Source organism: Kaistia dalseonensis (genome assembly GCF_030814715.1).
In the GTDB taxonomy this organism is placed as follows: Bacteria; Pseudomonadota; Alphaproteobacteria; order Rhizobiales; family Kaistiaceae; genus Kaistia; species Kaistia dalseonensis.
Window position 1 is genome coordinate 662440 of the sequence record NZ_JAUSVO010000002.1, and the last position, 26381, is coordinate 688820.

Here is a 26381-nt window from a genome sequence, read left to right on the forward strand (position 1 = left end):
ATCGGGGCGTCATGATCCTTCTCGCCATCGACACGGCCCGTGAGAATTGCGCCGTCGGTCTCTCGATCGACGGCGTCGTCATTGTGCGCGAGCGGATGATCGGCAAGGGCCATGCCGAAGTGCTGATGCCCGAAATCGCGGCCCTGATGGCCGAGGCCGACGTGAAGCCTACCCAGATCGACCGGATCGCCGTGTCGGTCGGTCCGGGCTCGTTCACCGGGCTGCGGGTGGGCATTTCGGCGGCTCGCGGCTTCGGTCTCGTAACCGGCGCCCCGGTGATCGGCATTTCCACGCTTCGTGCCCATGCCTGTGCGGCGAGAATCGAACGCGACCGGCTCGGTCGGCCGGCAAAGCCGATCCTCGCGCTGATGCGGGCGCGCGACGACGAATTCTACATGCAGGCCTTCAACGCGGATGCCGAGCCGATCGAGCCGCCCGTCGTCGCCAGCCTCGACTCGGTCGTGGCGCGCGTGCTGGAGGGCGGCTTCGATATCGCCGGCGCGGCGATCGAGCACGAGGGCATCGCCCCGCCGCTGCACGTGCGGTCGGCACCCGACATCCGCGCCGTCATCGCGCTCGGCCTCGCGCTCGACGCTGCCGAAAATCCGCCCCGGCCGCTTTATGTAAAGCCGCCCGACGCCCAGCCACAGACGCGTGCCCGGATCGCCCGGCAATGAAGGATTGGCGATGATTGATCTTCTGCCGCGTTCGCGCGTCTTCACCGATATCGTCCGTGACCCGTCCGACGTCGAGGCGCTGGTTGCGATCCATGCCGCCGGCTTCCGTCGGGGCTGGGATGCGGACGAAATCGAGAACCTGCTCGCCGACGAAACGGTGTTCTGCATCGTGCTGCGGCGCGAATCGCTGTTCGGCGTCAGGCGCATTCTGGGCTTCGCGATGATCCGTTCGGTCGCCGACCAGGCCGAGGTCCTGACAATCGCCGTTGCGCCGGCCCGCCGCGGCCGCGGTTATGGCCGTCGCATCCTCGAAGAGGCGCTGCGCCAGCTCTATCGCGACCATCTGCCGGAGATCTTTCTCGAAGTCGACGAGGCGAACCAGAGCGCGCGCGCGCTCTACAGCCGCTTGGGATTTGTCGAGGTTGGCCGCCGGAAGGGTTATTATCGCGACGAAGAGGGCCGTGAGAGCACTGCGCTTGTCTTGCGGTTGCAACTCCGCTAAGCGGCTGGCACCCTTCGAGCCGGGCGAGAATGAGAGATGGGCGTGACGTCAGAAGCACAGCACCAGACGCTTGAAGAGGCATGTGCCGCCAAGGGCATGCGCATGACCGAGCAGCGCCGCGTCATTGCGCGCGTGCTCGATGCCGCCACCGATCATCCCGACGTCGAGGAAGTCTACCGTCGCGCTTCGGCGGTGGACGCCAAGATTTCCATCTCGACCGTCTATCGCACCGTCAAGCTGTTCGAGGATGCGGGCATCATCGAGCGCCATGATTTTCGCGATGGTCGCAGCCGCTACGAGACGGTCTCCGAGGAGCACCACGATCATCTGATCGATCTGCGGACCGGGCATGTGATCGAGTTCCGCAGCGAAGAGATCGAGGCCTTGCAGGAAGTGATCGCCAAGCGGCTTGGCTTCCGCCTGGTGGATCACCGGCTCGAGCTCTACGCCGTACCGATCGACGATAAAAAAGCAGGACGTTCCTGATGGGCCGCATCCGGCTTGCATTGATTCTCGCAGGCCTGGCGATCACCACACTGATCCTGCTGCCGTTCCAGCTTCTCGCCATCCGCTTCTCCCCGCATTATGCCGCGCGCATCCCCCTGCTCTGGCAGCGCGTGGCACGGCGCCTCGCCGGCCTGACGGTGCATGTCGAAGGCATGCCGACCCCGGACCGGCCGCTCCTGATCGTCGCCAACCATGTGTCCTGGCTCGACATCGTGACGCTGGGCAGCGTGCTGCCGGTCTCGTTCATCGCGAAGAACGAGGTCTCGGAATGGCCTGTCATCAAATGGCTCGCCCGCCTCCAGCGCACCGTGTTCATCGACCGTAACCGCCGCACTGCCACGGCGGCGTCGAACACGGTGATCGCGGACCGCCTGTCCGACGGCGATGCGATCGTGCTCTTCGCCGAAGGTACGACGGGCGACGGCATTTCCGTGCTGCCCTTCCGCAGTGCCTTGCTCGGCTCGGCCCGGGGGGCGGCGGGCGACAATGGCCAGATCACGGTTCAACCCGTCGCGATCGTCTATACCGCGCTGCAAGGGCTGCCGATCGGCCGGCTGCGCATGGCCGACGTCGCCTGGCATGGCGACATGGATCTGGTGCCGCATCTGGTCGGCCTGCTCGGCGTGGGATCGATCGATGCCGTGGTCGCTTTCGGCGCGCCGATCGCCTTCGGCGCCGATGCGGACCGCAAGGTCGTGACGGCGCAGGCGGAGGCCGAAGTGCGGCGCATGGTGCGTGCGATCCGCGTCAGGCGTGGCAAAAGCGCCGCGGTCGCAGGTCCGTCACGTGGCGGTGCTATTCTCACAGCCTCCGAAAGCGGATAGGAAGGAATAGCGGAGGCTATGCTGTCGCCGCCCCTGTCCGCCCCTACGACAACCGGGATCTATGACCGGAACACAGATTCAGACCAAGAAGCGCGTCTTTATCAAGACCTATGGCTGCCAGATGAACGTCTACGATTCCGATCGTATGGCGGACGCGCTGGCAAGCGACGGCTACGAGCCGACCGATAGTGTCGAAAGCGCCGATCTCGTTCTCCTCAACACCTGCCACATCCGCGAGAAGGCGGCCGAGAAGGTTTATTCCGAGCTCGGGCGCATCCGCGTGATGAAGGAAGAGGCCGCGCGCCAGGGCCGTCAGGTCACGGTCGGCGTCACGGGCTGCGTGGCGCAGGCGGAAGGGCCGGAGATCGCGCGCCGGGCGCCGGTGGTCGATCTGGTGGTCGGGCCCCAATCCTACCAGCACCTGCCGAAGCTGTTGCGCGAGGTCGCCGAAGGGCGGCGCGCCGTCGAGACCGAATTCGCGATCGCCGAGAAGTTCGAGCAATTGCCGGCTGCGACCCGTGCGCAGACCCGCTCGCGCGGCGTGACCGCCTTCCTGACCATCCAGGAAGGCTGTGACAAGTTCTGCACCTTCTGCGTGGTGCCCTATACCCGCGGCGCCGAGGTTTCGCGTCCGGCCGAAAAGATCGTCGAAGAAGCCGCGCGCATGGCCGAGGCCGGTGTGCGCGAGGTGACCCTGCTCGGCCAGAACGTCAACGCCTGGCATGGTGTCGGCTCCGACGGGCGCGAATGGGGCCTCGGCGAATTGCTGTTCCGCCTCGCTGAAATTCCCGGGCTCGACCGGCTGCGCTATACGACCAGCCATCCCCGCGACATGGACGATGCGCTGATTGCCGCGCATCGCGACCTGCCGGCGCTCATGCCCTATCTGCACCTGCCCGTGCAGTCCGGCGCGGACCGGATTCTCGCGGCGATGAATCGCAAGCACAAGGCGGCCGATTATCTGCGCCTGATCGATCGTATCCGCGACGCGCGGCCGGATATCGCGCTTTCGTCCGATTTCATCGTCGGTTTCCCCGGCGAGACGGATGCCGATTTCGAAGCGACGATGAAGCTGATCGAGACTGTCGGCTACGCCGCCGCCTATTCGTTCAAATATAGCCCGCGTCCCGGCACGCCGGCGGCAAACCGGGATGGTCAGGTCGCCGAGGCGCTGATGCAGGAGCGGCTGCTGCGACTGCAGAAGCTCGTGCTGGACCAGCAGACCGCGTTCAACCGCTCGAAGGTCGGCACGGTCATGGATGTGTTGTTCGAGAAGCCCGGCAAGCGTCCGGGCCAGCTCATGGGCCGTTCGCCCTTCCTGCAGGCGGTTCAGGTCGATGCCGACCAGAGCCGTATCGGCACGATCGGACGTGTCTCTATATCCGGCCTTGGAGCGAATTCGCTCTTCGGTGAACTGGTCGAAATCCCCGGGCGGCCTGTCGCTGCCCCAATCCCGACGGAGGTTGCCTCGTGAATGCACGCTCCACGACACCGCACGGCCCTGCCGGCGGCAGGGTTTCCGAGATGTCGCATGCTTCGGATATCGCCCATGTCGTGATCGGCTTCGACGATAATCGATTGGCGAGCGAGCTCTTCGGCCAGTTCGACCAGAACCTGGCCATTCTGGAGCAGAAGCTCGGCATCGAGGCGGTGGCGCGCGGCAACCAGGTGACGATACGCGGCAAACCCGACGCCTGCGCCCAGGCGCGGCTGACGCTCGATCTGCTCTATATGCGCCTGCAGCAGGGCCATGAGATCGGGCCTGCCGATGTCGAGGGTGCCGTCCGCATGGCCGAGGCGGCGGACGAGCAGTTGAGCCTGCCGAGCTTCGAGCCCAAGGGCCGGCTCGCCATGGCGCAGATCTCCACGCGCCGGCGCACGATCATGGCGCGCAACCCGGCGCAGGATGCCTATATCCGTGCAATGGATCGCGCCGAGCTGGTCTTCGGCATCGGTCCGGCGGGTACGGGCAAGACCTATCTCGCCGTCGCCTATGCGGCAGCTTTGATCGAGCGTGGCGATGTTTCCCGGCTCATCCTGTCGCGGCCGGCCGTGGAAGCGGGCGAGCGGCTCGGCTTCCTGCCCGGCGACATGAAGGAGAAGGTCGATCCCTATCTCCGCCCGCTCTACGACGCGCTGTACGACATGATGCCGCCCGACAAGGTCGAGCGCGGCCTGACGTCGGGCATGATCGAGGTGGCGCCGCTCGCCTTCATGCGCGGCCGTACGCTCGCCAATGCCGTCGTCATCCTCGACGAGGCGCAGAACACGACCTCGATGCAGATGAAGATGTTCCTCACCCGCCTGGGCGAGGGATCGCGCATGATCGTCACCGGTGATCCGACACAGGTCGATCTGCCGCCCGGCCAGATCTCCGGTCTTGGCGAGGCGAGTGAATTGCTGCGCGACGTTCCCGGCATCGTCCAGATCAAGTTCACCGATGTCGATGTCGTGCGCCATCCGCTCGTCGGCCGTATCATCCGCGCCTATGACAGCGCGCCGCGCAACATTGTGCCGTCCGCGCGTGGCAGGACGGGTGGAGGTGGAGCGTGATGGGGCGTGCGGCCATGCCGATCGCGATCGACGTATTGGTCGAAGCCGGCGACTGGCCTTCGGATGAAGAACTGGCGCGCCTCGTGGCGCAGGCCGTCGAGGCGAGCTTCGCCGTCGGCGGGCTCGCCGTCGTGGCGGGGTCGGAGCTTTCCGTCGTGTTCACGGACGATGCGCATGTCCGCCGGCTGAATGCCCAGTATCGCGAGAAGGACAAGGCGACCAACGTCCTGTCCTTCCCCGGCAGTCCGCCGGGCAGCAAACGCTTCGGTCCGCTGCTCGGCGACATCGTCGTGGCGCGGGAGACGGTCGTCGCCGAGGCGGACGACCAGGGTATCGCATTTGACGATCACCTTACCCATCTGGTTGTGCACGGCTTGCTTCACCTCTTCGGTCATGATCATCTAGAGGATGCCGAGGCCGAGCGGATGGAATCTCTCGAGACGGAAATTCTAGCGCGCCTTGGCATCGCCGATCCCTATGCCGATCACATGCACCGGCCGGGCGGCGAGCCGAACACTGAACATGACGGACGATGACGGACACTGACACGCCTGGTTCGGGCGCCGAAACGAACCCCGATCCCCAGAGTATCCAGCCCCCTGCAGCAGAACTGCGGGAGGTTGAACGTGCCCCTGAGAGCTGGTTCGACCGGCTTCGGCAGGCCGTGGGTCTCAAGCCCTCGAATTCGCTCCGCGAGGAGATCGAGGATGCGCTCGAGGCCAATGAGGCAGAGGATGATTTCACTGCCGAAGAACGGGGCATGCTCCGCAACATCCTGAAGCTGCGCGAAGTGCGCGTCGACGATGTCATGGTGCCGAGGGCCGACATTCTCGCCCTCGACGAAGCGATGACCGTGGGCGAGGCGCTGGCGGGATTTCGCGATTCCGGTCATTCGCGCATGCCCGTCTATCGGGAATCGCTCGATGACCCGATCGGCATGATCCACATCAAGGATCTGATGGACTACATCACGACGGCCGCGACCGCTCCTTCGGGCCTCGACTTCGGCCGCGTCGATCTCGCCGTCAAGGTCACCGCGACCGAGCTCGTGCGCGAAGTGCTGTTCGTTCCGCCCTCCATGCCGGCCGCGACGCTGCTTTCCACCATGCAGGCGAGCCACGTGCAGATGGCTGTCGTCATCGACGAATATGGCGGGACGGATGGCCTCGTTTCGCTCGAGGACGTCGTCGAGATCGTCTTCGGCGATATCGAGGACGAACATGACGACGAGGAAGCCCCGCTGATCTCGCGCGAACCGGACGGCGCCTATCTCGCCGATGCCCGCGCCGATCTGGAGGATCTGGAAGCGATCCTCGGCACGCGGCTCGATCTCGGCTCGGAGCATGACGACGTCGATACGCTCGGCGGTCTCGTCTTCACCCTGCTCGGCCGCATCCCGGTCGCCGGCGAGCGGATCGATCTGCCCGGCGGCCTCGAATTCGAGATTCTCGATTCCGACACCCGCCGCGTGAAGCGCCTGCGCGTCCGCCGCAGCGACGCCGCCGCGGCTTGACCGGACGGGCGTCCGCGCCCATTCCCTCGGCTTGGCCCACCGTCCCCGGCGATTCGCACGCCGGGGCGCCATTGCCGGGACGCCATGACAGACCGCTCCGTACCCGCACCGCTTTTTGCGCCTGATCGTGCCCTTGGCGGCCTTCTCGGCTGGCGACGCCTGCTCGTGGCCATCGTCGCCGGGGCGGCGTCGGCGCTGGCATTGGCCCCGGTCAACGCGTTTCCCGTCCTTTGGCTCACCATGCCGGTGCTGATCTGGCTGCTGGATGGCGCGCAGGGACGGCCGGATGCCGGGCCGATCCGGCGGCTCGCGCCGGCCTTTTCCGTCGGCTGGGGCTTCGGCTTCGGCTATTTCGTCGGTGGCCTCTGGTGGATCGGCGTCGCGTTCCTGGCCGAATCCGCCGAATTCGTCTGGCTGATGCCGTTCGGCGTGCTGCTGCTGCCGGCCGGCCTCGCCCTGTTCTGGGGTTTTGGCGCTGCCATCGCGCGGCTCTTCTGGCTCACTGGCTGGCGCCGCATCCTGGTCTTTGCCGTCGTCTTCAGCCTGACAGAGTGGCTGCGTGGCCATGTGCTGACGGGTTTTCCCTGGAATGCGTTCGGCTACACGCTGATGCCTGTCCCGGTGATGATGCAGATCGCGTCGGTCGTCGGCCTCTGGGGCGTAACGCTGCTGGCCTTTCTCGTCTTCGCTGCCCCTGCGCTTGTCATCGGGCGCGGCGCATGGCGTCGGGTCGCCGACCGCCGCGTCTTCCTGGCGATTGTCGCCCTTTTCCTCGCCGATATCGGCTTCGGCGTCGTGCGTCTCGCCGGCGATGACGGCGCGACCGTGCCTGGGGTCGCCCTGCGTCTGGTGCAGCCCATGATCCCTCAGGACGAGAAGTGGGCGCCCGGCCGCGACGACGAGGTGCTCGACCGCTATCTGAGCCTGAGTGCGACGGGCATGGAGGAGGGCAAGCCGGCGCCCTTCACCGTCCTGATCTGGCCGGAGACGGCGCTCCCCTTCTTTCTGGCTGATCGTCCCAACGCCCTGGCGGCGATCGGGGCCGTGCTGCCGCCCGGCAGCACGCTGCTGACGGGCGCCGCCCGCGCCGAGCCGGTCCTTGGCGAGGAACTGGCCGCCAGGGTGTTCAACAGTATCTTTGTCATCGATTCCGACGGGGTCATCCGGGACGCCTATGACAAGGTCCATCTGGTGCCGTTCGGCGAGTATCTGCCCTTCGAGGCTCTGTTCAGTCGGTTGGGCCTTCGCCAGATGGTAGCGCTGCCGGGCGGATTTGACGCAGGGCGCGCGCTGCGGACGATGTCGATCCCGAACGCGCCTTCGTTTGGTCCGCTTATTTGCTATGAGATCATATTTCCCGGTGCTGCCGTCGACGGCACCGATCGGCCACGCTGGCTGGTCAATGTGACGAATGATGCCTGGTTCGGAGATACGCCCGGACCGCGCCAGCATTTTCATCAAGCTGTCATACGAGCCGTCGAGGAGGGCCTGCCGCTAGTGCGCGCTGCCAATTCCGGCATATCCGGCATCGTTGACGCTTACGGAAAGATCATATCGCAGCGCAGCGTGGGCAGCGTCGGCATCGTAGATGGGCCGCTGCCCGATACCGTAAGGGCCACGATCTATTCTAGGTTCGGCGACCGCCTCTATTTCGGTTTAATTGTGGCAGCGATCATCGCGATCGTTGCGGCCTGTTTCACTCAAACTAAAGCTCGTGATTGACAGCACGGACGATGCAATCCATTTTGCGTCGCGTGGGGCATGCGGATCGGTGGCGGTTTGCTGCCAATTTTTTTGATGCGGACATGTGGCGGAAACCAAGGCTGGGCAAGCCTTGGAAGGACGTCACCCTTGTCTCATGGTCTAGAAAGTGAGCCCCTCGATATGGCTAACAAGAAGCAGCCTAATCCGATCGACATCCATGTCGGCAGCCGCGTTCGGCTCCGCCGAATGATGCAGAGCATGAGCCAGGAAAAGCTTGGCGAAAGCCTCGGTATTACATTCCAGCAGATCCAGAAATACGAAAAAGGCACCAACCGCATCGGTGCCAGCCGCCTGCAGCATATAGCATCTGTCTTGCAGGTTCCGGTTTCTTTCTTCTTCGAGGATGCGCCGGGCGGCCCGGCCGAAAGCGGCTTCGCCGAATCGCGCCCCGCGGCCTTCGTAACGGATTTCCTCTCGAGCGCCGAAGGACTGCAGCTCAACAAGGCGTTCATCCGAATCAAGGACCCGAAGGTTCGCCGCCGCGTCGTCGATCTCGTGCGCTCGATTGCCGGCGAAGAAGTCGAGGATTAGTCCGCGCTGACATGCGGCCGGGTTGCACCGTCCTGGCATAGAGCCAAGGATGAGGGGGATATTTCGCTCCAGGCGCGTCGAGGGGCACGGCTTTCTCTGCCGTCCCCTTTATCGCAATTCGGCCCGGTTGCAGCTTGACCGCTCACACGATCGGGTTAAAAAGCGTGTCGGTTTCAGCCTGGGTTCTCACCCGGCCAAATTTGCGCGGGGTCGCTTCAAGGTGTCCAGGACATCCTATCTCTTCACGAGTGAATCTGTTTCCGAAGGTCATCCCGATAAGGTCTGCGATCGGATCTCCGACGAGGTTGTCGACGCATTCTTCCGGCACGGTCCCGAGCAGGGCTGGGATCCGAGCCATCTTCGCGTCGCCTGCGAAACGCTCGCCACGACCAATCGGGTGGTGATTGCCGGCGAGACGCGCGGTCCTGCGACGATCACGCGTGATTTCGTGTCCCATGTGGCGCGGCTCGCCATCAAGGATATCGGCTACGAGCAGAACGGCTTCCACTGGGAGACCGCGAAGGTCGACGTTCACCTGCATGCCCAGTCGGTCGACATCGCCGTTGGCGTCGACTCGGCAGGTAACAAGGATGAAGGCGCCGGCGACCAGGGCATCATGTTCGGCTATGCCTGCTCCGAGACGCCGGAGCTGATGCCGGCTCCGATCTTCTACGCCCATCGCATTTTGAAGCGCCTGTCGGAGGCTCGCCGTTCGCGCGAGACCGAAGCGCTCGGCCCGGACGCCAAGAGCCAGGTCACGGTTCGCTACGAGAATGGCAAGCCGGTCGAGGTGACGCAGATCGTGCTCTCGACCCAGCATCTCGACGAGCATCTCTCCTCGCACGACGTGCGCGCGATCGTTGAGCCCTATATCCGCGAAGCGCTGCCGGATGGCTGGATTTCGCCCGGCACGATCTGGCACGTCAATCCGACCGGCAAGTTCGTGATCGGCGGCCCCGATGGCGACGCGGGCCTCACCGGCCGCAAGATCATCGTCGACACCTATGGTGGCGCGGCTCCGCATGGCGGTGGCGCTTTCTCGGGCAAGGACCCGACCAAGGTCGACCGTTCGGCCGCCTATGCCGCGCGCTATCTGGCGAAGAACGTTGTGGCTTCGGGTGCGGCCGAGCGCTGCACGATCCAGCTCTCCTATGCCATCGGCGTGTCGCAGCCGCTGTCGATCTATGTCGACCTGCACGGCACCGGCAAGGTCGACGAGGCGCGTGTCGAGAAGGCGCTGTCCGAGGTCATGGACCTCTCGCCGCGCGGCATTCGCGAGCACCTGAAGCTCAACCGCCCGATCTATGCCCGCACCTCGGCCTATGGCCATTTCGGCCGGGCGCCGGATGAGGATGGCGGCTTCTCCTGGGAGCGCACCGATCTCGCGGATACGCTTCGCGGGTTGCTGTGACAGCGGCTGAGACCGAGACGCGTCGCGATTCCTTCTATGGCCGGCGCAAGGGGCACGCGCTCCGTGCCGGCCAGGCCGAGACGCTGGAGCGGGTGCTCGCCCGCCTCAGCATCGACACGGATAGTCCGGCTCCTGCAGCGCTGGTGGAGCTTTTCCCCGCACCGGTCGGCGACGTCGTGCTCGAGATCGGGTTTGGCGGCGGCGAGCATCTCATCCACCGCGCCACGACCGAGCCGGCCACGGGGCGGATCGGCGTCGAACCGTTCATCAACGGCATGGCCAAGGCCGCAAGGGCGATCGCCGAGCAGGGCCTTGAAAACGTTCGACTGTTCGACCGCGATGCCGCCGAACTGCTCGACTGGCTGCCATCGGAGAGCGTCACCGCCATCGACCTGCTCTATCCCGATCCCTGGCCTAAGACGCGACACTGGAAACGCCGCTTCGTCTCCGCGAAGAATCTCGACCGGTTTGCCCGCGTCCTGAAGCCGGGCGGGCTTTTCCGCTTTGCCTCCGATATCGAATCCTATGTCGATTGGACGCTGACGCATGTTGCGGCCCATCCGGCATTTGCCTGGACGGCGCGCGATGCGGATGACTGGCGTCGCCCATGGGATGGCTGGCCCGGGACGCGCTATGAGCGCAAGGCGCTGCGCGAAGGGCGAACGGGCACCTATCTGACGTTCCAGCGCCGCTGAACTGAGCCAGCTTCGTCGGTTTCTGCGCTTTTGCTTGCATTGGCGCGCCTTCGGGCCTATACGGCTGTCATTCATCTCAAACGATCGGTTCGTTGGAGAGTGGACCTCCGGGCCCGCTCCTGAGGGACTTCGCCGATCTGTAAGGCTGAACGGAGAATTCCTTGGTCGATATCAAGCCGGATCAGGAGCCGCGCATCATTCTCGAGACGGGGCTCGATGCCCGCGTCGCGGAGATTGTCGAGCCCGTGGTCGTCGATCTCGGCTACAGGCTGGTGCGCGTCAAGATTTCGGGCCGCAACGGCATGACGCTGCAGATCATGGCCGAGAAGGCCGATGGTACGATGGCGGTCGATGACTGCGAGGCGATCAGCCGGAACGTGTCGCCGGCGCTCGACGTCGAGGACCCGATCACGCAGGCCTATCACCTCGAAGTCTCTTCGCCCGGCATCGATCGTCCGCTGGTGCGTCGTTCTGATTTCGAGCGCTGGGCCGGCCATTCGGCGCGCATCGAAACCGGCATTCCGGTCGAGGGCCGCCGCCGCTTCAAGGGTCAGTTGCTGGGCCTGGAGGGCGATGCGCTCATCCTGAAGCTCGACGATGCCCCGGCCGACAAGCCGGACCGTGTCCTGTTGCCGCTCGAGGCGGTCACGGATGCGAAGCTGGTTCTGACCGATGCCCTGATCGACGAGACGTTGCGCGCGACCAAGCAAGCCCGTCTCGAAGCCGGCATCGATATTGAAGACCTCACCGACGAAACCTCCGACGCCTGAAGGCCGGTCGGTTTCGCGAAGACAGGATAGTGGAGACAGGACGATGGCAGTCAGCGCCAACCGCCTAGAGCTTTTGCAGATCGCCGATGCGGTCGCCCGCGAGAAGGTGATCGATCGCACGATCGTCATCGCGGCGATGGAAGACGCGATCCAGAAGGCGGCCCGCTCCCGCTATGGCTCGGAGACCGATGTCCGCGCCGAAATCAATCCGAAGACCGGCGAGATCCGTCTGCAGCGCCTGCTTCAGGTCGTTGAGAATGTCGAGAATCCCTCGACCGAGATTTCGCTGGAACTCGCGACGGACCAGAATCCGGCCGCCCGCATCGGTGATTACATCGCCGAGCCGCTGCCGCCCATGGATTTCGGCCGTATCGCCGCCCAGTCGGCCAAGCAGGTCATCGTGCAGAAGGTGCGCGAGGCCGAGCGTGACCGGCAGTTCGACGAATACAAGGACCGCATCGGCGAGATCGTCAACGGTCAGGTCAAGCGCGTCGAATATGGCAATGTCATCGTCGATCTTGGCCGTGGCGAAGGCATCGTGCGCCGGGATGAACTGATCCCGCGCGAGACGTTCCGCTATGGCGACCGTATCCGCTCCTATGTCTATGATGTGCGCCGCGAACAGCGCGGTCCGCAGATCTTCCTGTCGCGTACCCATCCGCAGTTCATGGCGAAGCTCTTCGCGCAGGAAGTGCCGGAAATCTATGACGGCGTGATCGAGGTCAAGTCGGTCGCCCGCGATCCCGGCTCGCGCGCCAAGATGGCGGTGATCTCGCGCGATTCCTCGATTGATCCGGTCGGCGCCTGCGTCGGTATGCGCGGCTCGCGCGTTCAGGCCGTCGTGAACGAGCTTCAGGGCGAGAAGATCGACATCATTCCGTGGTCGCAGGACCCGGCGACGTTCATCGTCAACGCGCTTCAGCCGGCCGAAGTCGCCAAGGTTGTGCTCGATGAGGACGCCGAGCGTATTGAAGTCGTGGTCCCGGATGACCAGCTATCCCTTGCGATTGGCCGTCGCGGACAGAATGTCCGCCTCGCCTCGCAGCTGACGGGTTGGGATATCGATATCCTGACCGAGCAGGAAGAGTCCGAGCGTCGCCAGAAGGAATTCCAGGAGCGCTCCTCGCTCTTCAATACGGCGCTCGATGCCGATGAAGTCGTCGGACAGCTTCTCGCGTCGGAAGGCTTCGCCTCGATGGAGGAAATTGCCTTCGTCGATCCGGAAGAGTTGGCCTCGATCGAAGGTTTCGACGAGGAGACGGCGGCGGAACTGCAGCAGCGTGCGCGTGAATATCTCGAGCGTATCGAGGCCGAGCACGATGAAGAGCGCAAGAAGCTCGGCGTCTCCGACGAGTTGAAGGAGATTTCCGGGCTGACGACGTCAATGCTGTTGGCCCTCGGCAAGGACGGCATCAAGACGATCGAGGATTTTGCCGGCTATGTGCCGGATGACCTCGTCGGCTGGGCCGAGCGGAACGAAGGCGAGACCACCCGTCACTCGGGCATCCTCGACAAGTTCGGCCTGACCCGCAGCGATGCCGAGAACATGATCATGGCCGCTCGCGTCAAGGCGGGCTGGATCACGGAAGACGAGGCCCAGGCCGAAATCGAGGCGAATGCCGCCCAAGAGGAGGCTGAGGCCTGAGGCTGAGCGTTCGGACGTCGCGGAGGTAGGCATGCCGCGCAAGAACGAGCCGACGACCCGAAGCTGCATCGTCACCCGCGAGGCGATGCCGTCCGATGAATTGATCCGCTTCGTCCTCGATCCCGAGGGGCAGGTGGTTCCCGATTTGCGCCATCGCCTGCCCGGACGCGGTGTCTGGGTCACGGCGCGGGCCGACATGGTTGCCACGGCCGAGAAGAAGCGTCTGTTTGGGCGTGGCTTCAAGGCCGAGGTCAAGGTCGAGCCCGGACTGGCGGCGCGGGTCGAAACGCTTCTGGAGGAGGCGGCGCTTGGCGCGATCTCCTTCGCCCGCAAGGCCGGTGAGATCGTCACCGGCTTCGCGAAGGTTGAGACAGCGATCGCGCGTGACCCCGTTGTGGGACTCGTGCAAGCGACGGAAGCGGCCGGGGACGGCCGTTCAAAGATCGAGGCGGCGCTCAAGCGCCGCTTTGGAAGGGCCGATGCCGTGCCGATCATCCGTATCTTTCGATCGGAGCAATTGGATTTGGCATTGGGCCGGTCAAATGTGATACATGCTGCTCTGCTCGCGGGCCGGGCGAGCGAAAATGTGATAGAGCGTGTCGCCGCGCTCGCCCGTTTTCTGGGAGAAGACGGGCTTGTTGGCATTGGCGACGACGGCCGCGCGATCGAACCGCCGGAAGTGCCCGAGACGAACGCGCCGGATGCCGGCGCACTACCCGCAGGACAGAAGACCGAATGAACGATACGAGCAATAGCGGCGACAAGGATATTGGCGGCGCCAAGAAAACGCTGAGCCTGAAGGGCCGCGACCTCGAGCGCGGAACCGTCCGGCAGAGCTTCTCGCATGGCCGGACCAATACCGTCGTCGTCGAGAAGAAGAAGCGGGTGATGATCCCCGGCAAGGCTGACGCGCCGGCGACCGGCACGGCTGCACCGGCAACGTCGAGCGCGGGCGCAACGGCCCCGGCTGCTCCGGCGCCGCGTCCGACCAATCCGCAGTCGCAGACGCGCACGATCCAGTCGACCCAGGTTCCGACCCAGACACGGCCCACGCCCGCGCCGTCGCAGCAGCAGCGGTCTCAGCCGTCGCGCTCCGGCATGGTTCTGCGTCAGCTGTCGAGCGACGAGCTCGATGCCCGTGCCAAGGCGCTGGCGGATGCCCGCATCCGTGACGCCGAGGAACGCCGTCGCGCCGAGGAAGAGGCCAAGCGCCGCGCCGAGGAGGAGATTCGTCTCGCCAAGGAGCGTGCCGAAGCCGCTATTCGCCAGGCCGAGGAAGACGCCCGCCATGCAGCCGAAGCGGCTGCCAAGGAGCGTGCCGACGCGGCTGCGCGCCGCCGCGAGGCCGAGAATCCCACGCCGCCGGCACCCGCACGGGCTCGGACGACGCCGACCGTCAACGAGTCGGCTCGCCAGACCCCGAATGTCCGCGATCCGAACGCGACCGAAAAGCCGACCTCGCGCACGGCGCCGCCCGGCGTTACGGCCCGCACGCCCGGCCGTCCGGATGACGAGGAAGATCGCTCGGGTGGTCTGCGTCCTTCGACGACCAAGCGTCCGAAGGCTGTCGATCCCAAGCCGGTCAAGAAGGAAGACGCCAAGCCGCGTGGCCGCCTGACGCTTTCGAACGCGCTCGACGATAGCGAGCGTGAGCGTTCGCTGGCATCGGTCCGCCGCCGCCGTGAGCGTGAACGCGCTCGTCAGATGGCGCAGGGCCCGCGTGAGAAGATCTCTCGCGAAGTCATCCTGCCGGAGACGATCTCGATCGGCGATCTCGCCAACCGCATGGCCGAACGCGCCGTCGACGTCATCAAGTTCCTGATGAAGCAGGGACAGATGCTGAAGGCCACCGACGTGATCGACGCCGATATGGCGCAGCTGATCGCCGAGGATATGGGCCATACGGTTCGTCGCGTGGCGGATTCGGACGTCGAGGAAGGCCTGTTCGCGACGGCCGAGGCCGATTCCGAGCTGGTTCGCCGTCCGCCGGTCGTCACCATCATGGGCCATGTCGATCACGGCAAGACGTCGCTGCTCGACGCGCTGCGCAAGACCAATGTCGTTTCGGGCGAAGCCGGCGGCATCACGCAGCATATCGGCGCCTACCAGGTCGAGCTGAACGGCGAGAAGATCACCTTCATCGACACGCCTGGCCACGCCGCGTTCACGGCGATGCGGTCGCGCGGTGCGAAGTCGACGGATATCGTCGTGCTGGTCGTTGCCGCTGATGACGGCGTCATGCCGCAGACGATCGAGGCGATCCACCATGCCCGCGCCGCCAAGGTGCCGGTGATCGTGGCGATCAACAAGATCGACAAGCCGGATGCCGACCCGACCCGCGTGCGGACCGAACTGCTTCAGCACGAGATCTTCGTGGAATCGATGGGCGGTGAGACGCTCGACGTCGAGGTTTCGGCCAAGACGGGCGAGAATCTCGACAAGCTGCTCGAGACGATCCTGCTGCAGTCGGAAGTCATGGACCTCAAGGCTGATCCGCGGCGCGTCGCCGAGGGTTCGGTCATCGAGGCCAAGCTCGATAAGGGCCGCGGTCCGGTTGCGACCGTTCTCGTCCAGCGTGGCACGCTGCATCCGGGTGACATCATCGTCGCCGGTTCGGAATGGGGCCGCGTCCGCGCGCTCCTGAACGATCGGGGGCAGACGGTCTCCGAGGCGCCGCCGTCCATGCCGGTCGAGGTGCTCGGCTTCCAGGGTGCGCCGGATGCCGGCGATCGCTTCGCGGTCGTCGAGACGGAAGCGCGTGCTCGCGAGATCGCCGACTACCGTGCCCGCCAGAAGCGCGAGAAGATCGTTGCGCGGCAGACCACGGCGCGCGGTTCGCTGACGGAAATGATGAACCAGCGTCAGTCGTCTGGCCTCAAGGAGTTCGCGCTCGTCATCAAGGGTGACGTTCAGGGCTCGGTCGAGGCGATCGCCGGCGCGCTGGACGCACTCGGCACCGACGAGGTCCGCGCCCGCATCATCCATTCGGGTGTCGGTGGCGTCACCGAGTCCGACGTCACGCTGGCGGCTGCATCCAATGCGGCGATCATCGGCTTCAACGTTCGCGCCAACAAGCAGGCGCGCGACGTGTCGGAGCGCGACGGCATCGAGATCCGCTACTACAACATCATCTATGATCTCGTGGATGACGTTAAGGCGGCGATGTCCGGCCTGCTCACGCCGGAACGGCGCGAGACGATGCTCGGCAATGCGCAGATCCTGGAGATCTTCCACATTTCCAAGATCGGCAAGGTCGCGGGTTGCCGTGTCACGGATGGCACGGTCGAGCGTGGCGCCAATGTTCGCCTGATCCGCGAGAATGTCGTCATTCACGAGGGCAAGCTGTCGACGCTCAAGCGCTTCAAGGACGAAGTCAAGGAAGTGCCGGCGGGCCAGGAATGCGGTATGGCCTTCGAGCGATACGAAGACATGCGCGCCGGCGACACGATCGAGTGCTACCGCGTCGAGGAAATCAAGCGGTCGCTCTAGGATCGGCTATCGTTCTTTCTCTTCCCGTTTCTCGCCCTTCGGGCAGGATCGGGAAGAGCAGTTTTGGACGATGCCATCGCTTTGGCTGAGGTTGCTGTCGGCAGGGTTGGGCATGGCTCTCCTGTGTCCTCGGGACATTTCGACACCGGGCGCCTCGCCGATTGATCCGGAATATAATCGCGCCGGTCCGAATCCGGCGGGCTGCCGCCATGCGGGGCCAGGATGGAGAATTTCCCATGGCCAGAACGGCCTCCAACGGCAAGAAGATCGGCACGCCAGGGCAGCGCCAGTTGCGCGTCGGCGAACTCGTCCGCCATGCGCTTTCCGAAATTCTGGCGCGCGGTGAACTGCGCGAGCCGGCGCTGGAAAGCGTGATCGTCACTGTGCCTGAAGTGCGGCTTTCGCCTGATCTCAAGATCGCGACGGCCTATGTCATGCCGCTCGGCGGCAAGAATGCCGAGGGCGTGGTCGCCGCACTCGACCAGCACCGCAAATATCTTCGCGGTGAGGTCGCTCACCGCATCAACATGAAATTCGCGCCCGATCTGCGCTTCAGGGTCGATACCTCGTTCGAGGAAGGCGCGCGCATCGACGCGCTGCTCCGCTCCGACCCGATCGTCCGGCAGGATGTCGAGACGCCGCCCGTCGCCGACGAGCCCGACGAAGACTGATCCCATGAACCAGCGCAAGAAGAAGGGCCGGCCCGTTTCCGGCTGGCTGATCCTCGACAAGCCGCTCGGCATGACGTCGACCCAGGCCGTCTCGGTCGTGAAGCGCCTGTTCGGCGCCCAGAAGGCCGGGCATGCCGGCACGCTGGACCCGCTCGCCACCGGTTGCCTGCCGATCGCGCTCGGCGAAGCCACCAAGACCGTTCCCTATGTCATGGACGGTCGCAAGATCTATGGCTTCACCGTCCGCTGGGGCGAGGAAACCACCACCGACGACGCCGAGGGCCAGACGGTGGCGCTCTCCGACGCGCGGCCGACCCGGGCCGCCATCGAGGCGCTGTTGCCCGAATTCACCGGCGAGATCATGCAGACGCCGCCGGCCTTCTCCGCGATCAAGATCGATGGCGAGCGCGCTTACGACCTCGCGCGTGACGGGGAGGAGGTCGTGCTCGAGGCGCGTCCGATCCAGGTTCACCGGCTCGAACTGGTCGACATGCCCGACGAGAATACGGCCGTCTTCGCCGCCGAATGCGGCAAGGGCACCTATGTTCGGGCTCTGGCGCGCGATATGGGGCGCCGGCTCGGTGTCCGAGGGCATGTGGTCAATCTCCGCCGCCTGCTGGTCGGGCCGTTCGACGAGGCCTCCATGGTCAAGCTCGACGATCTGCGCGCCGAGCACGAGGAAACGGGCTCCGAGGGCTGCGACCGCTGGATGCAGCCGGTCGAGCGCGCCTTGGCCGAGCTGACCGAACTGCGCCTTTCGGAGAACGATGCCTTCCGGATCCGCAATGGCCAGAGCGTGCTGCTGCGCGGCCGGGATGCACCCGCCCATGGCGAGACCTGTTATGCGACCGTCGGCGGCTCGTTGCTCGCTATCGGAGCAGTCGAGCGCGGCGAATTCCAGCCGCTGCGTGTGTTTGTCGGCGATGTCTGACGGCGCTGCAACCGTCGGATGCGCTGGCGGCGCAACTTTCCGCTGGTCTTTGGCGCGCTCTTGAGGCATATGTCGCGCGCTCCCGGAAGATCGGTCGATCTTTCGGGCAAAGTCGTATGGAGCGAAGACCTTGCTGGACGACATCCCGGCATTGGCCTTCGACGAGACGGCAAACGCGGCGGATGACTCCGCCCCGTCAGGAATGGTCGAGCTGCCTCAAAGCCGTGACCGTTCGAGCCTCCGGCATTGCGCTGGAGCTTTCGGGCGTTTCCGGATGGCGGATCGGCCGGATCATCAAGCGCTCCGGCGCGTTGCCGGAACCTAAACCCATGAAAGGGGTCCCCGATGTCGATCACTGCTGCCCGCAAGGCTGAACTGATCAAGGAATACGCGACCGGCGCCAACGACACCGGCTCGCCGGAAGTGCAGGTTGCTGTGCTCTCCGAGCGCATCGCCAATCTCACCGAGCACTTCAAGAGCCACGCGAAGGACAATCATTCCCGTCGCGGCCTGCTGAAGATGGTGAGCCAGCGTCGTAGCCTTCTCGACTACGTCAAGAAGGTCGACGAGCAGCGCTACAAGTCGCTCATCGAGCGCCTCGGCCTGCGTCGCTGAGAAAGGCGGGCCGCAAGGCCTGTCCTTGAAAGACGCCGTATGGCGCGGCGGCATGGGGCTGCCGCGCAAAGAGCCGCGGATCTGTGGTCGAGCCATGGCAGGATCGCCGGATGCCTTTTTCCAGCTTTGGATGAGAGCCTCTCGCCGTCTTGCTCATGGCTCCTTTGGCGTATCCGCGCATGAAAGGAACTGCCATGTTCGATGTTCAACGCGTCGAGATTGATTGGGCCGGCCGCAAGCTCGTCCTCGAGACCGGCAAGGTCGCTCGCCAGGCTGACGGCGCTGTGCTCGCCACCTACGGCGAAAGCTCCGTTCTCGCCACCGTCGTCGGCGCCAAGTCGCCGAAACCCGGCCAGGACTTCTTCCCCCTGACCGTCAACTACCAGGAAAAGGCGTTTGCCGCCGGCAAGATCCCGGGCGGCTACTTCAAGCGCGAAGGCCGTCCGTCCGAGCACGAGACGCTGACCTCGCGCCTCATTGACCGCCCGATTCGTCCGCTCTTCGTCGAAGGCTACAAGAACGACACCCAGGTCGTCGTGACCGTGCTCAGCCACGATCTCGAGAACGATCCGGACATCCTGGCGATGGTCGCTGCCTCCGCAGCCCTCACCATTTCGGGCCTGCCCTTCATGGGCCCGATCGGCGGCGCCCGCGTCGGCTATATCGACGGCGAATACGTCCTGAACCCGCAGGTCGATAGCCGCGAGAATTCCAAGCTCGATCTCGTCGTCGCCGGCACGCAGGATGCGGTGCTGATGGTCGAGTCCGAGGCGCAGGAACTCTCGGAAGAGATCATGCTCGGCGCCGTCATGTTCGGTCACCGCGGCTTTCAGCCCGTGATCGACGCGATCATCAAGCTGGCCGAGAAGGCCGCCAAGGAGCCGCGCGACGTCGTCACCGAGGACGTCTCGGAAATCGAGAAGGCCGTGCTCGAAATCGCCGAGCAGGACCTGCGCGAAGCCTACAAGATCACCGTCAAGCAGGATCGCTATGCCGCCGTCGACGCCGCCAAGGCGAAGGTCACGGCTGCGCTGTTCCCCGAAGGCCAGGAGCCCCGCTTCGACAAGGAGAAGGTCGCCGGCGTCTTCAAGGATCTCCAGGCCAAGATCGTGCGCTGGAACATCCTCGACACGGGCAGCCGTATCGATGGCCGCGACCTGACGACCGTTCGTCCGATCGTCGCCGAAGTCGGCATTCTGCCGCGCGCCCATGGTTCGTCGCTCTTCACGCGTGGCGAGACGCAGGCTCTGGCCGTCGCGACGCTCGGCACGGGCGATGACGAGCAGTTCGTCGACGCGCTCGAGGGCACCTTCAAGCAGACCTTCATGCTGCACTACAACTTCCCGCCCTATTCGGTCGGTGAGACGGGTCGCATGGGTTCGCCCGGTCGCCGCGAGATCGGCCACGGCAAGCTGGCCTGGCGGGCCATTCACCCGGTCCTGCCGCTGCATCACGACTTCCCCTACACGATCCGCGTCGTCTCGGAGATCACCGAGTCGAACGGCTCGTCCTCGATGGCCACTGTTTGCGGCACCTCGCTGTCGCTGATGGATGCCGGCGTGCCGCTGAAGCGGCCGGTGGCGGGCATCGCCATGGGCCTGATCCTCGAAGGCGAGCGCTTCGCCGTCCTCTCCGACATTCTCGGTGACGAGGATCATCTCGGCGACATGGACTTCAAGGTCGCCGGCACGTCGGAAGGCGTGACCTCGCTGCAGATGGACATCAAGATCGCCGGTATCACCGAGGAGATCATGAAGGTCGCGCTGGAGCAGGCCAAGGGCGGCCGTGCGCATATCCTCGACGAGATGGCAAAGGCGCTGACCTCGGCGCGTCCGTCGCTCGGCGAGCATGCCCCGCGCATCGAAGTGATCCAGATCCCGACCGACAAGATCCGTGAAGTGATCGGTTCGGGCGGCAAGGTCATCCGCGAGATCGTGGAGAAGACCGGCGCCAAGATCGACATCTCCGATGACGGCACCGTCAAGGTCGCCTCGTCCGACGGCAAGGCGATCACCGCCGCGCTGAACTGGATCCGCGGCATCGCCGCTGAGCCGGAAGTCGGCGCGATCTACCAGGGCACCGTCGTGAAGGCCGTCGATTTCGGCGCCTTCGTGAACTTCTTCGGCGCCAAGGACGGCCTCGTTCACATCTCGCAGCTCTCCAACCAGCGTGTTGCGAAGACGCAGGACGTCGTCAAGGAAGGCGACAAGGTCTGGGTCAAGCTTCTCGGCTTCGACGAGCGCGGCAAGGTTCGCCTCTCGATGAAGGTTGTCGACCAGACGACCGGCGAAGAGATCAAGCAGGAGAAGGCGGAAGCCGTCGCCGAGTAATCGGCCGATTTCAGTCTGCTTCGTAGCATCGAAGGCCCGGCGAGTGATCGCCGGGCCTTTTTTCTTGGATTCGAGATGGCATTGGCCGGCGGCGCGCGGCCGTTGACCGATATCAAGGCCATCACGCGCGTTGATCGCGCATGATGCGAAATCGCGTGGCCTTGGGGGCGGATGATGTTGACGAGACGACAATGGTTGGCGGCGGCCGGGGGTGGTGTTGCCGTCGCTGCCGGTGGCGCCGCAGCGGCCAGCGTCGTCGGCATGGGGACCATGGCGGACTATGAGACCGCCGCATCGATGCAACGCGCGCCATTGCCGATTCCGGCCACAGAACGGGAACTCATCCGCTTGGCGACCCTCGCGCCGAACGGCCACAACACCCAGCCATGGCGCTTTCTGCTCGGCGCAAGCCGGATCGAGATCCAGCCGGACTTCTCAAGGCGGACACCCGTCGTCGATCCGGATGACCACCACCTCTTCGTCAGTCTCGGCTGCGCTGCAGAGACGCTGGCGATCAGCGCTGCAGAGGCCGGTCGTCCCGGGCAGGTCAGTTTTGATGCGACAGGTGACGGCCGCATGCTGTTCGACTTCGTCGACGCGGCGCCGGCGGAATCATCGCTCTTCGGCGCAATCACGAGGCGGCGCTCGACCCGGGCGGAATTCGCCGGCGGCGAAGTCTCGTCGGAGGCGTTGGACGCGCTGGCGGCGGTGTCGAGGCTGCCGGGCGTCGAGTTGATGCTCGTGACCGATCCGGCCCGGGTCGCGGCCGTCTCGGATCTGGTCGTTGCCGGCAATACCGCGCAAATGGCCGATCCGGCCTTCATTCGTGAACTGAAGCATTGGCTGCGCTTCAATCCGCGCCAAGCGATGGCAACGGGCGACGGGCTCTTCAGTGCAGCGAGCGGAAATCCGCAATTGCCGACATGGCTCGGCGGGGTGCTGTTCGATCTGGCGTTCGGTGTCGATGGTGAGAATGAGAAATACAGGCGGCAGATGCGCTCATCCGCCGGTCTCGCCATCTTCGTTTCGGAGAAGGACGATCCCGCCCATTGGGCGCAGTCTGGCCGCGCGTGCCAGCGCTTCCTGCTGCAGGCAACCGCACTCGGACTGAAGCAGTCCTTCGTCAACCAGGCCGTCGAAGTGCCGGCCATGCGACGCGAACTGGCATCGCTTCTCGGTCTTGGCGACCGTCGCGCCGATCTCGTCGTCAGGTTTGGCTATGGCCCGGACATGCCGCGCTCACTGCGCCGCGCCGTGGACGCCGTGATCATCCCTTCGGCGCTGACGTGAAATCGCCCCTTTCCGCCTGTCGGGGAAAGGGGCGATGGCATTACGGGAGATCGCTGGATCAGGCCACCATGCCCGGAGCCGCCGAGACGACATCCTGATCGACATGACGCTCGAACTTCTCGAAGTTCTTCGCGAACATGCCGACGAGCTTGGCCGCCTGCGCGTCATAGGCGAGCTTGTCCTGCCAGGTCTTGCGCGGATGCAGGAGATGCGGCTCGACGCCCGGGACGTCCGTCGGGACCTGGAAGCCGAAATTGCGATCCGTATAGAAGCGGCTGCTGGCCAGCGAGCCGTCGAGTGCGGCCGCGAGCAGGGTGCGCGTCGCCTTGATCGGCATGCGGCGGCCGGTGCCGAAGGCGCCGCCCGTCCAGCCCGTATTGACGAGCCAGCAGGGAACGTCGTGCTCGGCGATCAACTCGCGCAGCAGATTGCCATATTCGGCCGGATGGCGCGGCATGAAGGGTGCGCCGAAGCAGGTCGAGAAGGTCGCCTGCGGCTCGGTCACGCCCTTTTCCGTGCCAGCGACCTTGGCGGTGTAGCCGGAGAGGAAGTGATACATCGCTTGCGCCGGCGTCATCTTGGCGATCGGCGGCATGACACCGAATGCGTCGGCGGTCAGCATGACGATAGCCTTGGGATGACCGGCACGGCCGGTCGGGCTCGCATTCGGGATGAAGTCGAGCGGGTAGGCGGCGCGGGTGTTCTCCGTCTTCGAGCCATTGTCGAAATCGGGAATGCGCGTCATCGGATCGAGAACGACATTCTCGAGCACGGTGCCGAAGCGCTTGGTCGTCGCGAAGATCTCCGGCTCGGCCTCGGCCGAGAGCTTGATCGTCTTGGCGTAGCAGCCGCCTTCGAAATTGAAGATGCCGTCCGGTCCCCAGCCATGCTCATCGTCGCCGATCAGCGTGCGCTTCGGATCAGCCGAAAGCGTGGTCTTGCCGGTGCCGGAGAGGCCGAAGAAGATCGCCGTGTCGCCAGCGGGGCCGACATTGGCCGAGCAATGCATCGGCATGACGCCCTTGGGCGGCAGCGTGAAGTTCAGATAGGTGAAGACGGCCTTCTTCATCTCGCCCGCATAGGACGTGCCGGCGATCAGCACGATGCCGCGGCTGAAATCGCAGGCGATCATGGTCTCGGTACGCGCGCCGTGCCGCTCCGGGCTCGCCTTGAAGCTCGGCAGGTCCAGGATCGTCAGTTTCGGTACGAAGCTCTTGAGCGCCTCGACATCCGGGCGGATCAGGAGGTTGCGGATGAACAGCGAATGCCAGGCCTTCTCGGTGAAGACGCGGACATTGACCCGCTCAGCCGGATCGGCGCCGCCATAGAGATCCTGCGCGAACAATTGCCGGTTGGCGGCATGCGAGAGCATGTCGGCATAGAGCGTGTCGAAATGGGCCGGCGCCAGCGGCTTGTTGTTGTCCCACCAGACCGTATCTTCCGTCAGCGCATCGCGGACGACGAACTTGTCCTGTGGTGAACGTCCCGTGTGGACACCTGTCTCGACAGAGAGTGCACCGTCGGCGGTGACGACGCCTTCGCCGCGGCGCAGCGCTTCCTCATAGAGCGCTGGTGCCCCGTAATTCCAATAGAGAGCGGCCAGCCACTTCAGCCCGAATTGCTCGGCGCCAAGGGCAGGGTTCCGAATGCCGGTCTCGGTCACAGGGTCTTCTCCTCTGAGAGGTCCGCGTCGCTCGCAGGACCTCGGCTGGGCTCTTGGCGCATGGCGCCGGATCTGCCGGGTCTGTCCCGACGGATTAAGCCTAGAGGATCGGAATTCGGAATCGCAAGTCAAACCGTTCCCGATTGCTCGGCCGCGACGACTAAAATCGATTTAGATCGAAGCAGCCAAGCAACAACGCAATTGAGCCAAATAGTTAGACCGTCAAATAAATGCCGAACGCATTTAGTTTTAGATCAATATTAAACGCCAGCCGATCGTGCGTCCCTGGCGAAGGTCTTCAGGTGGCCTCCCGCGGCTGCAACCGAGGTGGCGCGGGTGGGAAAGGAGAGCCGTGCGCGACCGGCTTTCGAGATCAGGTCGACCCCGTCGGGATCGCAGCCTGTCATCTTCCAGTCGCTGGCGGGCAGGCCGAGCAGTTTCTCCGCATAGAGGCTGATCGCATCGAGATGGTCGTCGTTCATGTGCTCGACGACCATCTTTTCGTTCTCGAGCAGGTCGGCGCTATCGGAAATGTCGACCAGCAGGTCTTCTGGCGCGATCTGCGCGATGCGGCCGAAGCCGGCGACGAGATGAGAGCCGGTGATCGTCATCAGATAGTGGTTGAAATCCTTGAAGCTCGAATGACCGCCGGGCCCGCCATGCAGCGTGTCATAGCGCCAGAGGGCGATCGGGTCCTCGGTCCGCTCGATCGTGCCGGTCAGCGTGATACGGGCGCCGGCGAGCGGATTGCCCGTTTCGCCACCCGGCGCCACCAGCAGCAGCGAGGCGCGGGAATCGTTCTTCAGGTTCTTCGTGTGGACGGCGAGGTCGGAGAGGGCGAAGACGGGGCGGCCGTCCGGCATGGTAGCGACCGTCGCGAGCGTAACGAACGGATTGCCGTTGGCGTCAAGCGTGCCGAGGCTGCCCGCGATCGCGCCGCGCATGATGGAACGGCCGGTGGCCACCGGGTCAAAGGGCTTGTCGTCGAGCATGTCATCGCCTCGTCGGAGCTGGAAAATTAAAGATGACTATCACGATCAACTTATTCTGTCTTCACCCCCGCATGGCCGTTTTCGGTCCGCTTCCCAGCCCGCATGTCGGTATGTTTGGCATATCCCGCCGAAACCCGATAAGATCAGCGCCATATTTTCCGCGTAATCCTGCGACCTTAAGGCGACAGCCGGTAGAATGCGTGGCGCGCCGACGCGTCGCCGCCACCTGCCGGATGAGAGAAGCGGAACGCCCATAACCGGGAGATGCCATTTCATGCCGACGATTGCTCTCGTCGACGACGACCGCAACATTCTCGCGTCCGTCTCCATAGCGCTCGAATCGGAGGGGTATCGCGTCCAGACCTATACGGACGGCGCCTCCGCGCTCGATGGCTTCCAGCAGACGCTGCCGGATCTCGCGATCCTCGACATCAAGATGCCCCGCATGGACGGGATGGAGCTGCTGCGCCGTCTCAGGCAGCGGACCGACCTGCCCGTCATTTTCCTGACCTCCAAGGATGACGAGATCGATGAACTCTTCGGCCTCAAGATGGGCGCCGACGATTTCATCAAGAAGCCCTTCTCGCAGCGCCTGCTGGTCGAGCGGGTCAAGGCCGTGCTCCGCCGCTTCCAGCCGCGCGACGCCTCGCCCACCGCAAAGGTGCCCGATGCGGCCCGCAACCTCGACCGCGGCGCGCTTTCGATGGACCAGGAGCGCCATACCTGCACCTGGAATGGCGAAGCCGTGACGCTGACGGTCACCGAATTCCTGATCCTCTACGCGCTCGCGCAGCGTCCCGGTGTCGTCAAGAGCCGCAACGCGCTGATGGATGCGGCCTATGACGATCAGGTCTATGTGGACGACCGCACCATCGACAGCCATATCAAGCGGCTCAGGAAGAAGTTCAAAGCGGTCGATGATGATTTCGACATGATCGAGACGCTCTACGGCGTCGGCTACCGCTTCAAGGAGGCCTGACGCACGCGTCGGGCGAGGCCGAGTTGAGA

General features: G+C 64.7%; 23 protein-coding genes and 1 pseudogene. 22 read left to right on the forward strand and 2 right to left on the reverse strand.

The genetic code is table 11. From position 1 onward, the window contains the following. The first annotated feature begins 11 nt into the window (after positions 1 to 11). From tsaB to QO014_RS09380, 21 genes and pseudogenes are all read left to right on the forward strand, one after another. Entirely contained in the window at positions 12 to 677 is a 666-nt protein-coding gene (gene tsaB, locus QO014_RS09280) for a tRNA (adenosine(37)-N6)-threonylcarbamoyltransferase complex dimerization subunit type 1 TsaB (RefSeq protein ID WP_266348399.1), read from the forward strand. Between the two features lie 10 nt (positions 678 to 687). Continuing rightward, positions 688 to 1179 carry a GNAT family N-acetyltransferase gene (locus QO014_RS09285; RefSeq protein WP_266348400.1) on the forward strand — a complete coding sequence of 164 codons (492 nt, stop codon included), beginning with the start codon at positions 688 to 690 and terminating at the stop codon, positions 1177 to 1179. A 36-nt stretch (positions 1180 to 1215) separates the two neighbouring features. After that, complete coding sequence (locus QO014_RS09290; protein WP_266348401.1) at positions 1216 to 1665, forward strand: Fur family transcriptional regulator; 450 nt, start codon at positions 1216 to 1218, stop codon at positions 1663 to 1665. Next, entirely contained in the window at positions 1665 to 2510 is an 846-nt protein-coding gene (olsA, locus tag QO014_RS09295) for a lyso-ornithine lipid O-acyltransferase (RefSeq protein ID WP_266348402.1), read from the forward strand. Before QO014_RS09290 ends, olsA begins: the two co-directional genes overlap by 1 nt. A 61-nt stretch (positions 2511 to 2571) precedes the next feature. Further along, entirely contained in the window at positions 2572 to 3984 is a 1413-nt protein-coding gene (gene miaB / locus QO014_RS09300) for a tRNA (N6-isopentenyl adenosine(37)-C2)-methylthiotransferase MiaB (protein ID WP_266348403.1), read from the forward strand. Positions 3985 to 4034: 50 nt separating this feature from the next. Then, positions 4035 to 5063 (forward strand): PhoH family protein, encoded by a 1029-nt coding sequence (locus QO014_RS09305; RefSeq protein ID WP_266348620.1) that lies wholly within the window; start codon positions 4035 to 4037, stop codon positions 5061 to 5063. Continuing rightward, complete coding sequence (gene ybeY, locus QO014_RS09310) at positions 5063 to 5599, forward strand: rRNA maturation RNase YbeY (protein ID WP_266348621.1); 537 nt, start codon at positions 5063 to 5065, stop codon at positions 5597 to 5599. The genes QO014_RS09305 and ybeY overlap by 1 nt, the downstream gene beginning before the upstream one ends. Then, positions 5596 to 6576 (forward strand): hemolysin family protein, encoded by a 981-nt coding sequence (locus tag QO014_RS09315; RefSeq protein ID WP_266348404.1) that lies wholly within the window; start codon positions 5596 to 5598, stop codon positions 6574 to 6576. Before ybeY ends, QO014_RS09315 begins: the two co-directional genes overlap by 4 nt. 84 nt (positions 6577 to 6660) lie before the next feature. Further along, positions 6661 to 8298 carry an apolipoprotein N-acyltransferase gene (gene lnt / locus QO014_RS09320; protein ID WP_266348405.1) on the forward strand — a complete coding sequence of 546 codons (1638 nt, stop codon included), beginning with the start codon at positions 6661 to 6663 and terminating at the stop codon, positions 8296 to 8298. Between the two features lie 162 nt (positions 8299 to 8460). Further along, positions 8461 to 8871, forward strand: coding sequence for a helix-turn-helix domain-containing protein (locus QO014_RS09325; RefSeq protein WP_266348622.1), 411 nt, complete (start codon positions 8461 to 8463; stop codon positions 8869 to 8871). 220 nt (positions 8872 to 9091) lie between these two features. Next, entirely contained in the window at positions 9092 to 10282 is a 1191-nt protein-coding gene (gene metK / locus QO014_RS09330) for a methionine adenosyltransferase (protein ID WP_266348406.1), read from the forward strand. Further along, positions 10279 to 10977, forward strand: a complete 699-nt coding sequence (gene trmB / locus QO014_RS09335; RefSeq protein ID WP_266348407.1) for a tRNA (guanosine(46)-N7)-methyltransferase TrmB — start codon at positions 10279 to 10281, stop codon at positions 10975 to 10977. The genes metK and trmB overlap by 4 nt, the downstream gene beginning before the upstream one ends. 161 nt (positions 10978 to 11138) lie before the next feature. Continuing rightward, the gene (gene rimP, locus QO014_RS09340; RefSeq protein WP_266348408.1) at positions 11139 to 11747 is read left to right on the forward strand and encodes a ribosome maturation factor RimP; all 609 of its coding nucleotides are present in this window, start codon (positions 11139 to 11141) and stop codon (positions 11745 to 11747) included. A 43-nt stretch (positions 11748 to 11790) separates the two neighbouring features. Beyond that, on the forward strand, positions 11791 to 13392 hold the full coding sequence (gene nusA / locus QO014_RS09345) for a transcription termination factor NusA (RefSeq protein WP_266348409.1): 1602 nt from the start codon (positions 11791 to 11793) through the stop codon (positions 13390 to 13392). Between the two features lie 31 nt (positions 13393 to 13423). Next, entirely contained in the window at positions 13424 to 14131 is a 708-nt protein-coding gene (locus QO014_RS09350) for an RNA-binding protein (protein WP_266348410.1), read from the forward strand. Further along, on the forward strand, positions 14128 to 16881 hold the full coding sequence (gene infB, locus QO014_RS09355) for a translation initiation factor IF-2 (protein ID WP_266348411.1): 2754 nt from the start codon (positions 14128 to 14130) through the stop codon (positions 16879 to 16881). Before QO014_RS09350 ends, infB begins: the two co-directional genes overlap by 4 nt. A gap of 236 nt (positions 16882 to 17117) precedes the next feature. Next, positions 17118 to 17552: a 30S ribosome-binding factor RbfA gene (gene rbfA, locus QO014_RS09360; RefSeq protein ID WP_266348412.1), complete on the forward strand. Its 435-nt coding sequence runs from the start codon at positions 17118 to 17120 to the stop codon at positions 17550 to 17552. A gap of 4 nt (positions 17553 to 17556) precedes the next feature. Continuing rightward, positions 17557 to 18483 carry a tRNA pseudouridine(55) synthase TruB gene (gene truB, locus QO014_RS09365; RefSeq protein WP_266348413.1) on the forward strand — a complete coding sequence of 309 codons (927 nt, stop codon included), beginning with the start codon at positions 17557 to 17559 and terminating at the stop codon, positions 18481 to 18483. Between the two features lie 333 nt (positions 18484 to 18816). Continuing rightward, a pseudogene (gene rpsO, locus QO014_RS09370) lies at positions 18817 to 19098 on the forward strand (30S ribosomal protein S15); the annotation flags it as partial. Positions 19099 to 19292: 194 nt separating this feature from the next. After that, on the forward strand, positions 19293 to 21428 hold the full coding sequence (gene pnp, locus QO014_RS09375) for a polyribonucleotide nucleotidyltransferase (protein ID WP_266348415.1): 2136 nt from the start codon (positions 19293 to 19295) through the stop codon (positions 21426 to 21428). Between the two features lie 348 nt (positions 21429 to 21776). After that, positions 21777 to 22718 (forward strand): Acg family FMN-binding oxidoreductase, encoded by a 942-nt coding sequence (locus QO014_RS09380; RefSeq protein WP_307257917.1) that lies wholly within the window; start codon positions 21777 to 21779, stop codon positions 22716 to 22718. 58 nt (positions 22719 to 22776) lie between these two features. On the opposite strand, the gene QO014_RS09385 is transcribed toward QO014_RS09380, so the two are convergent. Beyond that, complete coding sequence (locus tag QO014_RS09385; RefSeq protein ID WP_266348416.1) at positions 22777 to 24381, reverse strand: phosphoenolpyruvate carboxykinase; 1605 nt, start codon at positions 24379 to 24381, stop codon at positions 22777 to 22779. Between the two features lie 260 nt (positions 24382 to 24641). Then, positions 24642 to 25373, reverse strand: a complete 732-nt coding sequence (locus QO014_RS09390) for a HugZ family pyridoxamine 5'-phosphate oxidase (protein WP_266348417.1) — start codon at positions 25371 to 25373, stop codon at positions 24642 to 24644. Between the two features lie 274 nt (positions 25374 to 25647). Between QO014_RS09390 and QO014_RS09395 the strand changes: the two genes are divergently transcribed. Then, positions 25648 to 26352 (forward strand): response regulator transcription factor, encoded by a 705-nt coding sequence (locus QO014_RS09395; RefSeq protein ID WP_266348418.1) that lies wholly within the window; start codon positions 25648 to 25650, stop codon positions 26350 to 26352. Positions 26353 to 26381: the final 29 nt, after the last annotated feature.

Excerpts from the sequence above, each read along its gene's own strand:
- QO014_RS09315 (WP_266348404.1), top strand. The coding sequence starts at position 5,596 with ATGACGGACACTGACACGCCTGGTTCGGGCGCCGAAACGAACCCCGAT.
- olsA (WP_266348402.1), top strand. The coding sequence starts at position 1,665 with ATGGGCCGCATCCGGCTTGCATTGATTCTCGCAGGCCTGGCGATCACC.
- truB (WP_266348413.1), top strand. The coding sequence starts at position 17,557 with ATGAACCAGCGCAAGAAGAAGGGCCGGCCCGTTTCCGGCTGGCTGATC.
- infB (WP_266348411.1), top strand. The coding sequence starts at position 14,128 with ATGAACGATACGAGCAATAGCGGCGACAAGGATATTGGCGGCGCCAAG.
- tsaB (WP_266348399.1), top strand. The coding sequence starts at position 12 with ATGATCCTTCTCGCCATCGACACGGCCCGTGAGAATTGCGCCGTCGGT.
- QO014_RS09325 (WP_266348622.1), top strand. The coding sequence starts at position 8,461 with ATGGCTAACAAGAAGCAGCCTAATCCGATCGACATCCATGTCGGCAGC.
- rbfA (WP_266348412.1), top strand. The coding sequence starts at position 17,118 with ATGGCCAGAACGGCCTCCAACGGCAAGAAGATCGGCACGCCAGGGCAG.
- QO014_RS09290 (WP_266348401.1), top strand. The coding sequence starts at position 1,216 with ATGGGCGTGACGTCAGAAGCACAGCACCAGACGCTTGAAGAGGCATGT.
- QO014_RS09305 (WP_266348620.1), top strand. The coding sequence starts at position 4,035 with ATGTCGCATGCTTCGGATATCGCCCATGTCGTGATCGGCTTCGACGAT.
- QO014_RS09350 (WP_266348410.1), top strand. The coding sequence starts at position 13,424 with ATGCCGCGCAAGAACGAGCCGACGACCCGAAGCTGCATCGTCACCCGC.
- QO014_RS09395 (WP_266348418.1), top strand. The coding sequence starts at position 25,648 with ATGCCGACGATTGCTCTCGTCGACGACGACCGCAACATTCTCGCGTCC.
- pnp (WP_266348415.1), top strand. The coding sequence starts at position 19,293 with ATGTTCGATGTTCAACGCGTCGAGATTGATTGGGCCGGCCGCAAGCTC.
- nusA (WP_266348409.1), top strand. The coding sequence starts at position 11,791 with ATGGCAGTCAGCGCCAACCGCCTAGAGCTTTTGCAGATCGCCGATGCG.
- QO014_RS09390 (WP_266348417.1), bottom strand. The coding sequence starts at position 25,373 with ATGCTCGACGACAAGCCCTTTGACCCGGTGGCCACCGGCCGTTCCATC.
- QO014_RS09285 (WP_266348400.1), top strand. The coding sequence starts at position 688 with ATGATTGATCTTCTGCCGCGTTCGCGCGTCTTCACCGATATCGTCCGT.
- miaB (WP_266348403.1), top strand. The coding sequence starts at position 2,572 with ATGACCGGAACACAGATTCAGACCAAGAAGCGCGTCTTTATCAAGACC.
- lnt (WP_266348405.1), top strand. The coding sequence starts at position 6,661 with ATGACAGACCGCTCCGTACCCGCACCGCTTTTTGCGCCTGATCGTGCC.
- ybeY (WP_266348621.1), top strand. The coding sequence starts at position 5,063 with ATGGGGCGTGCGGCCATGCCGATCGCGATCGACGTATTGGTCGAAGCC.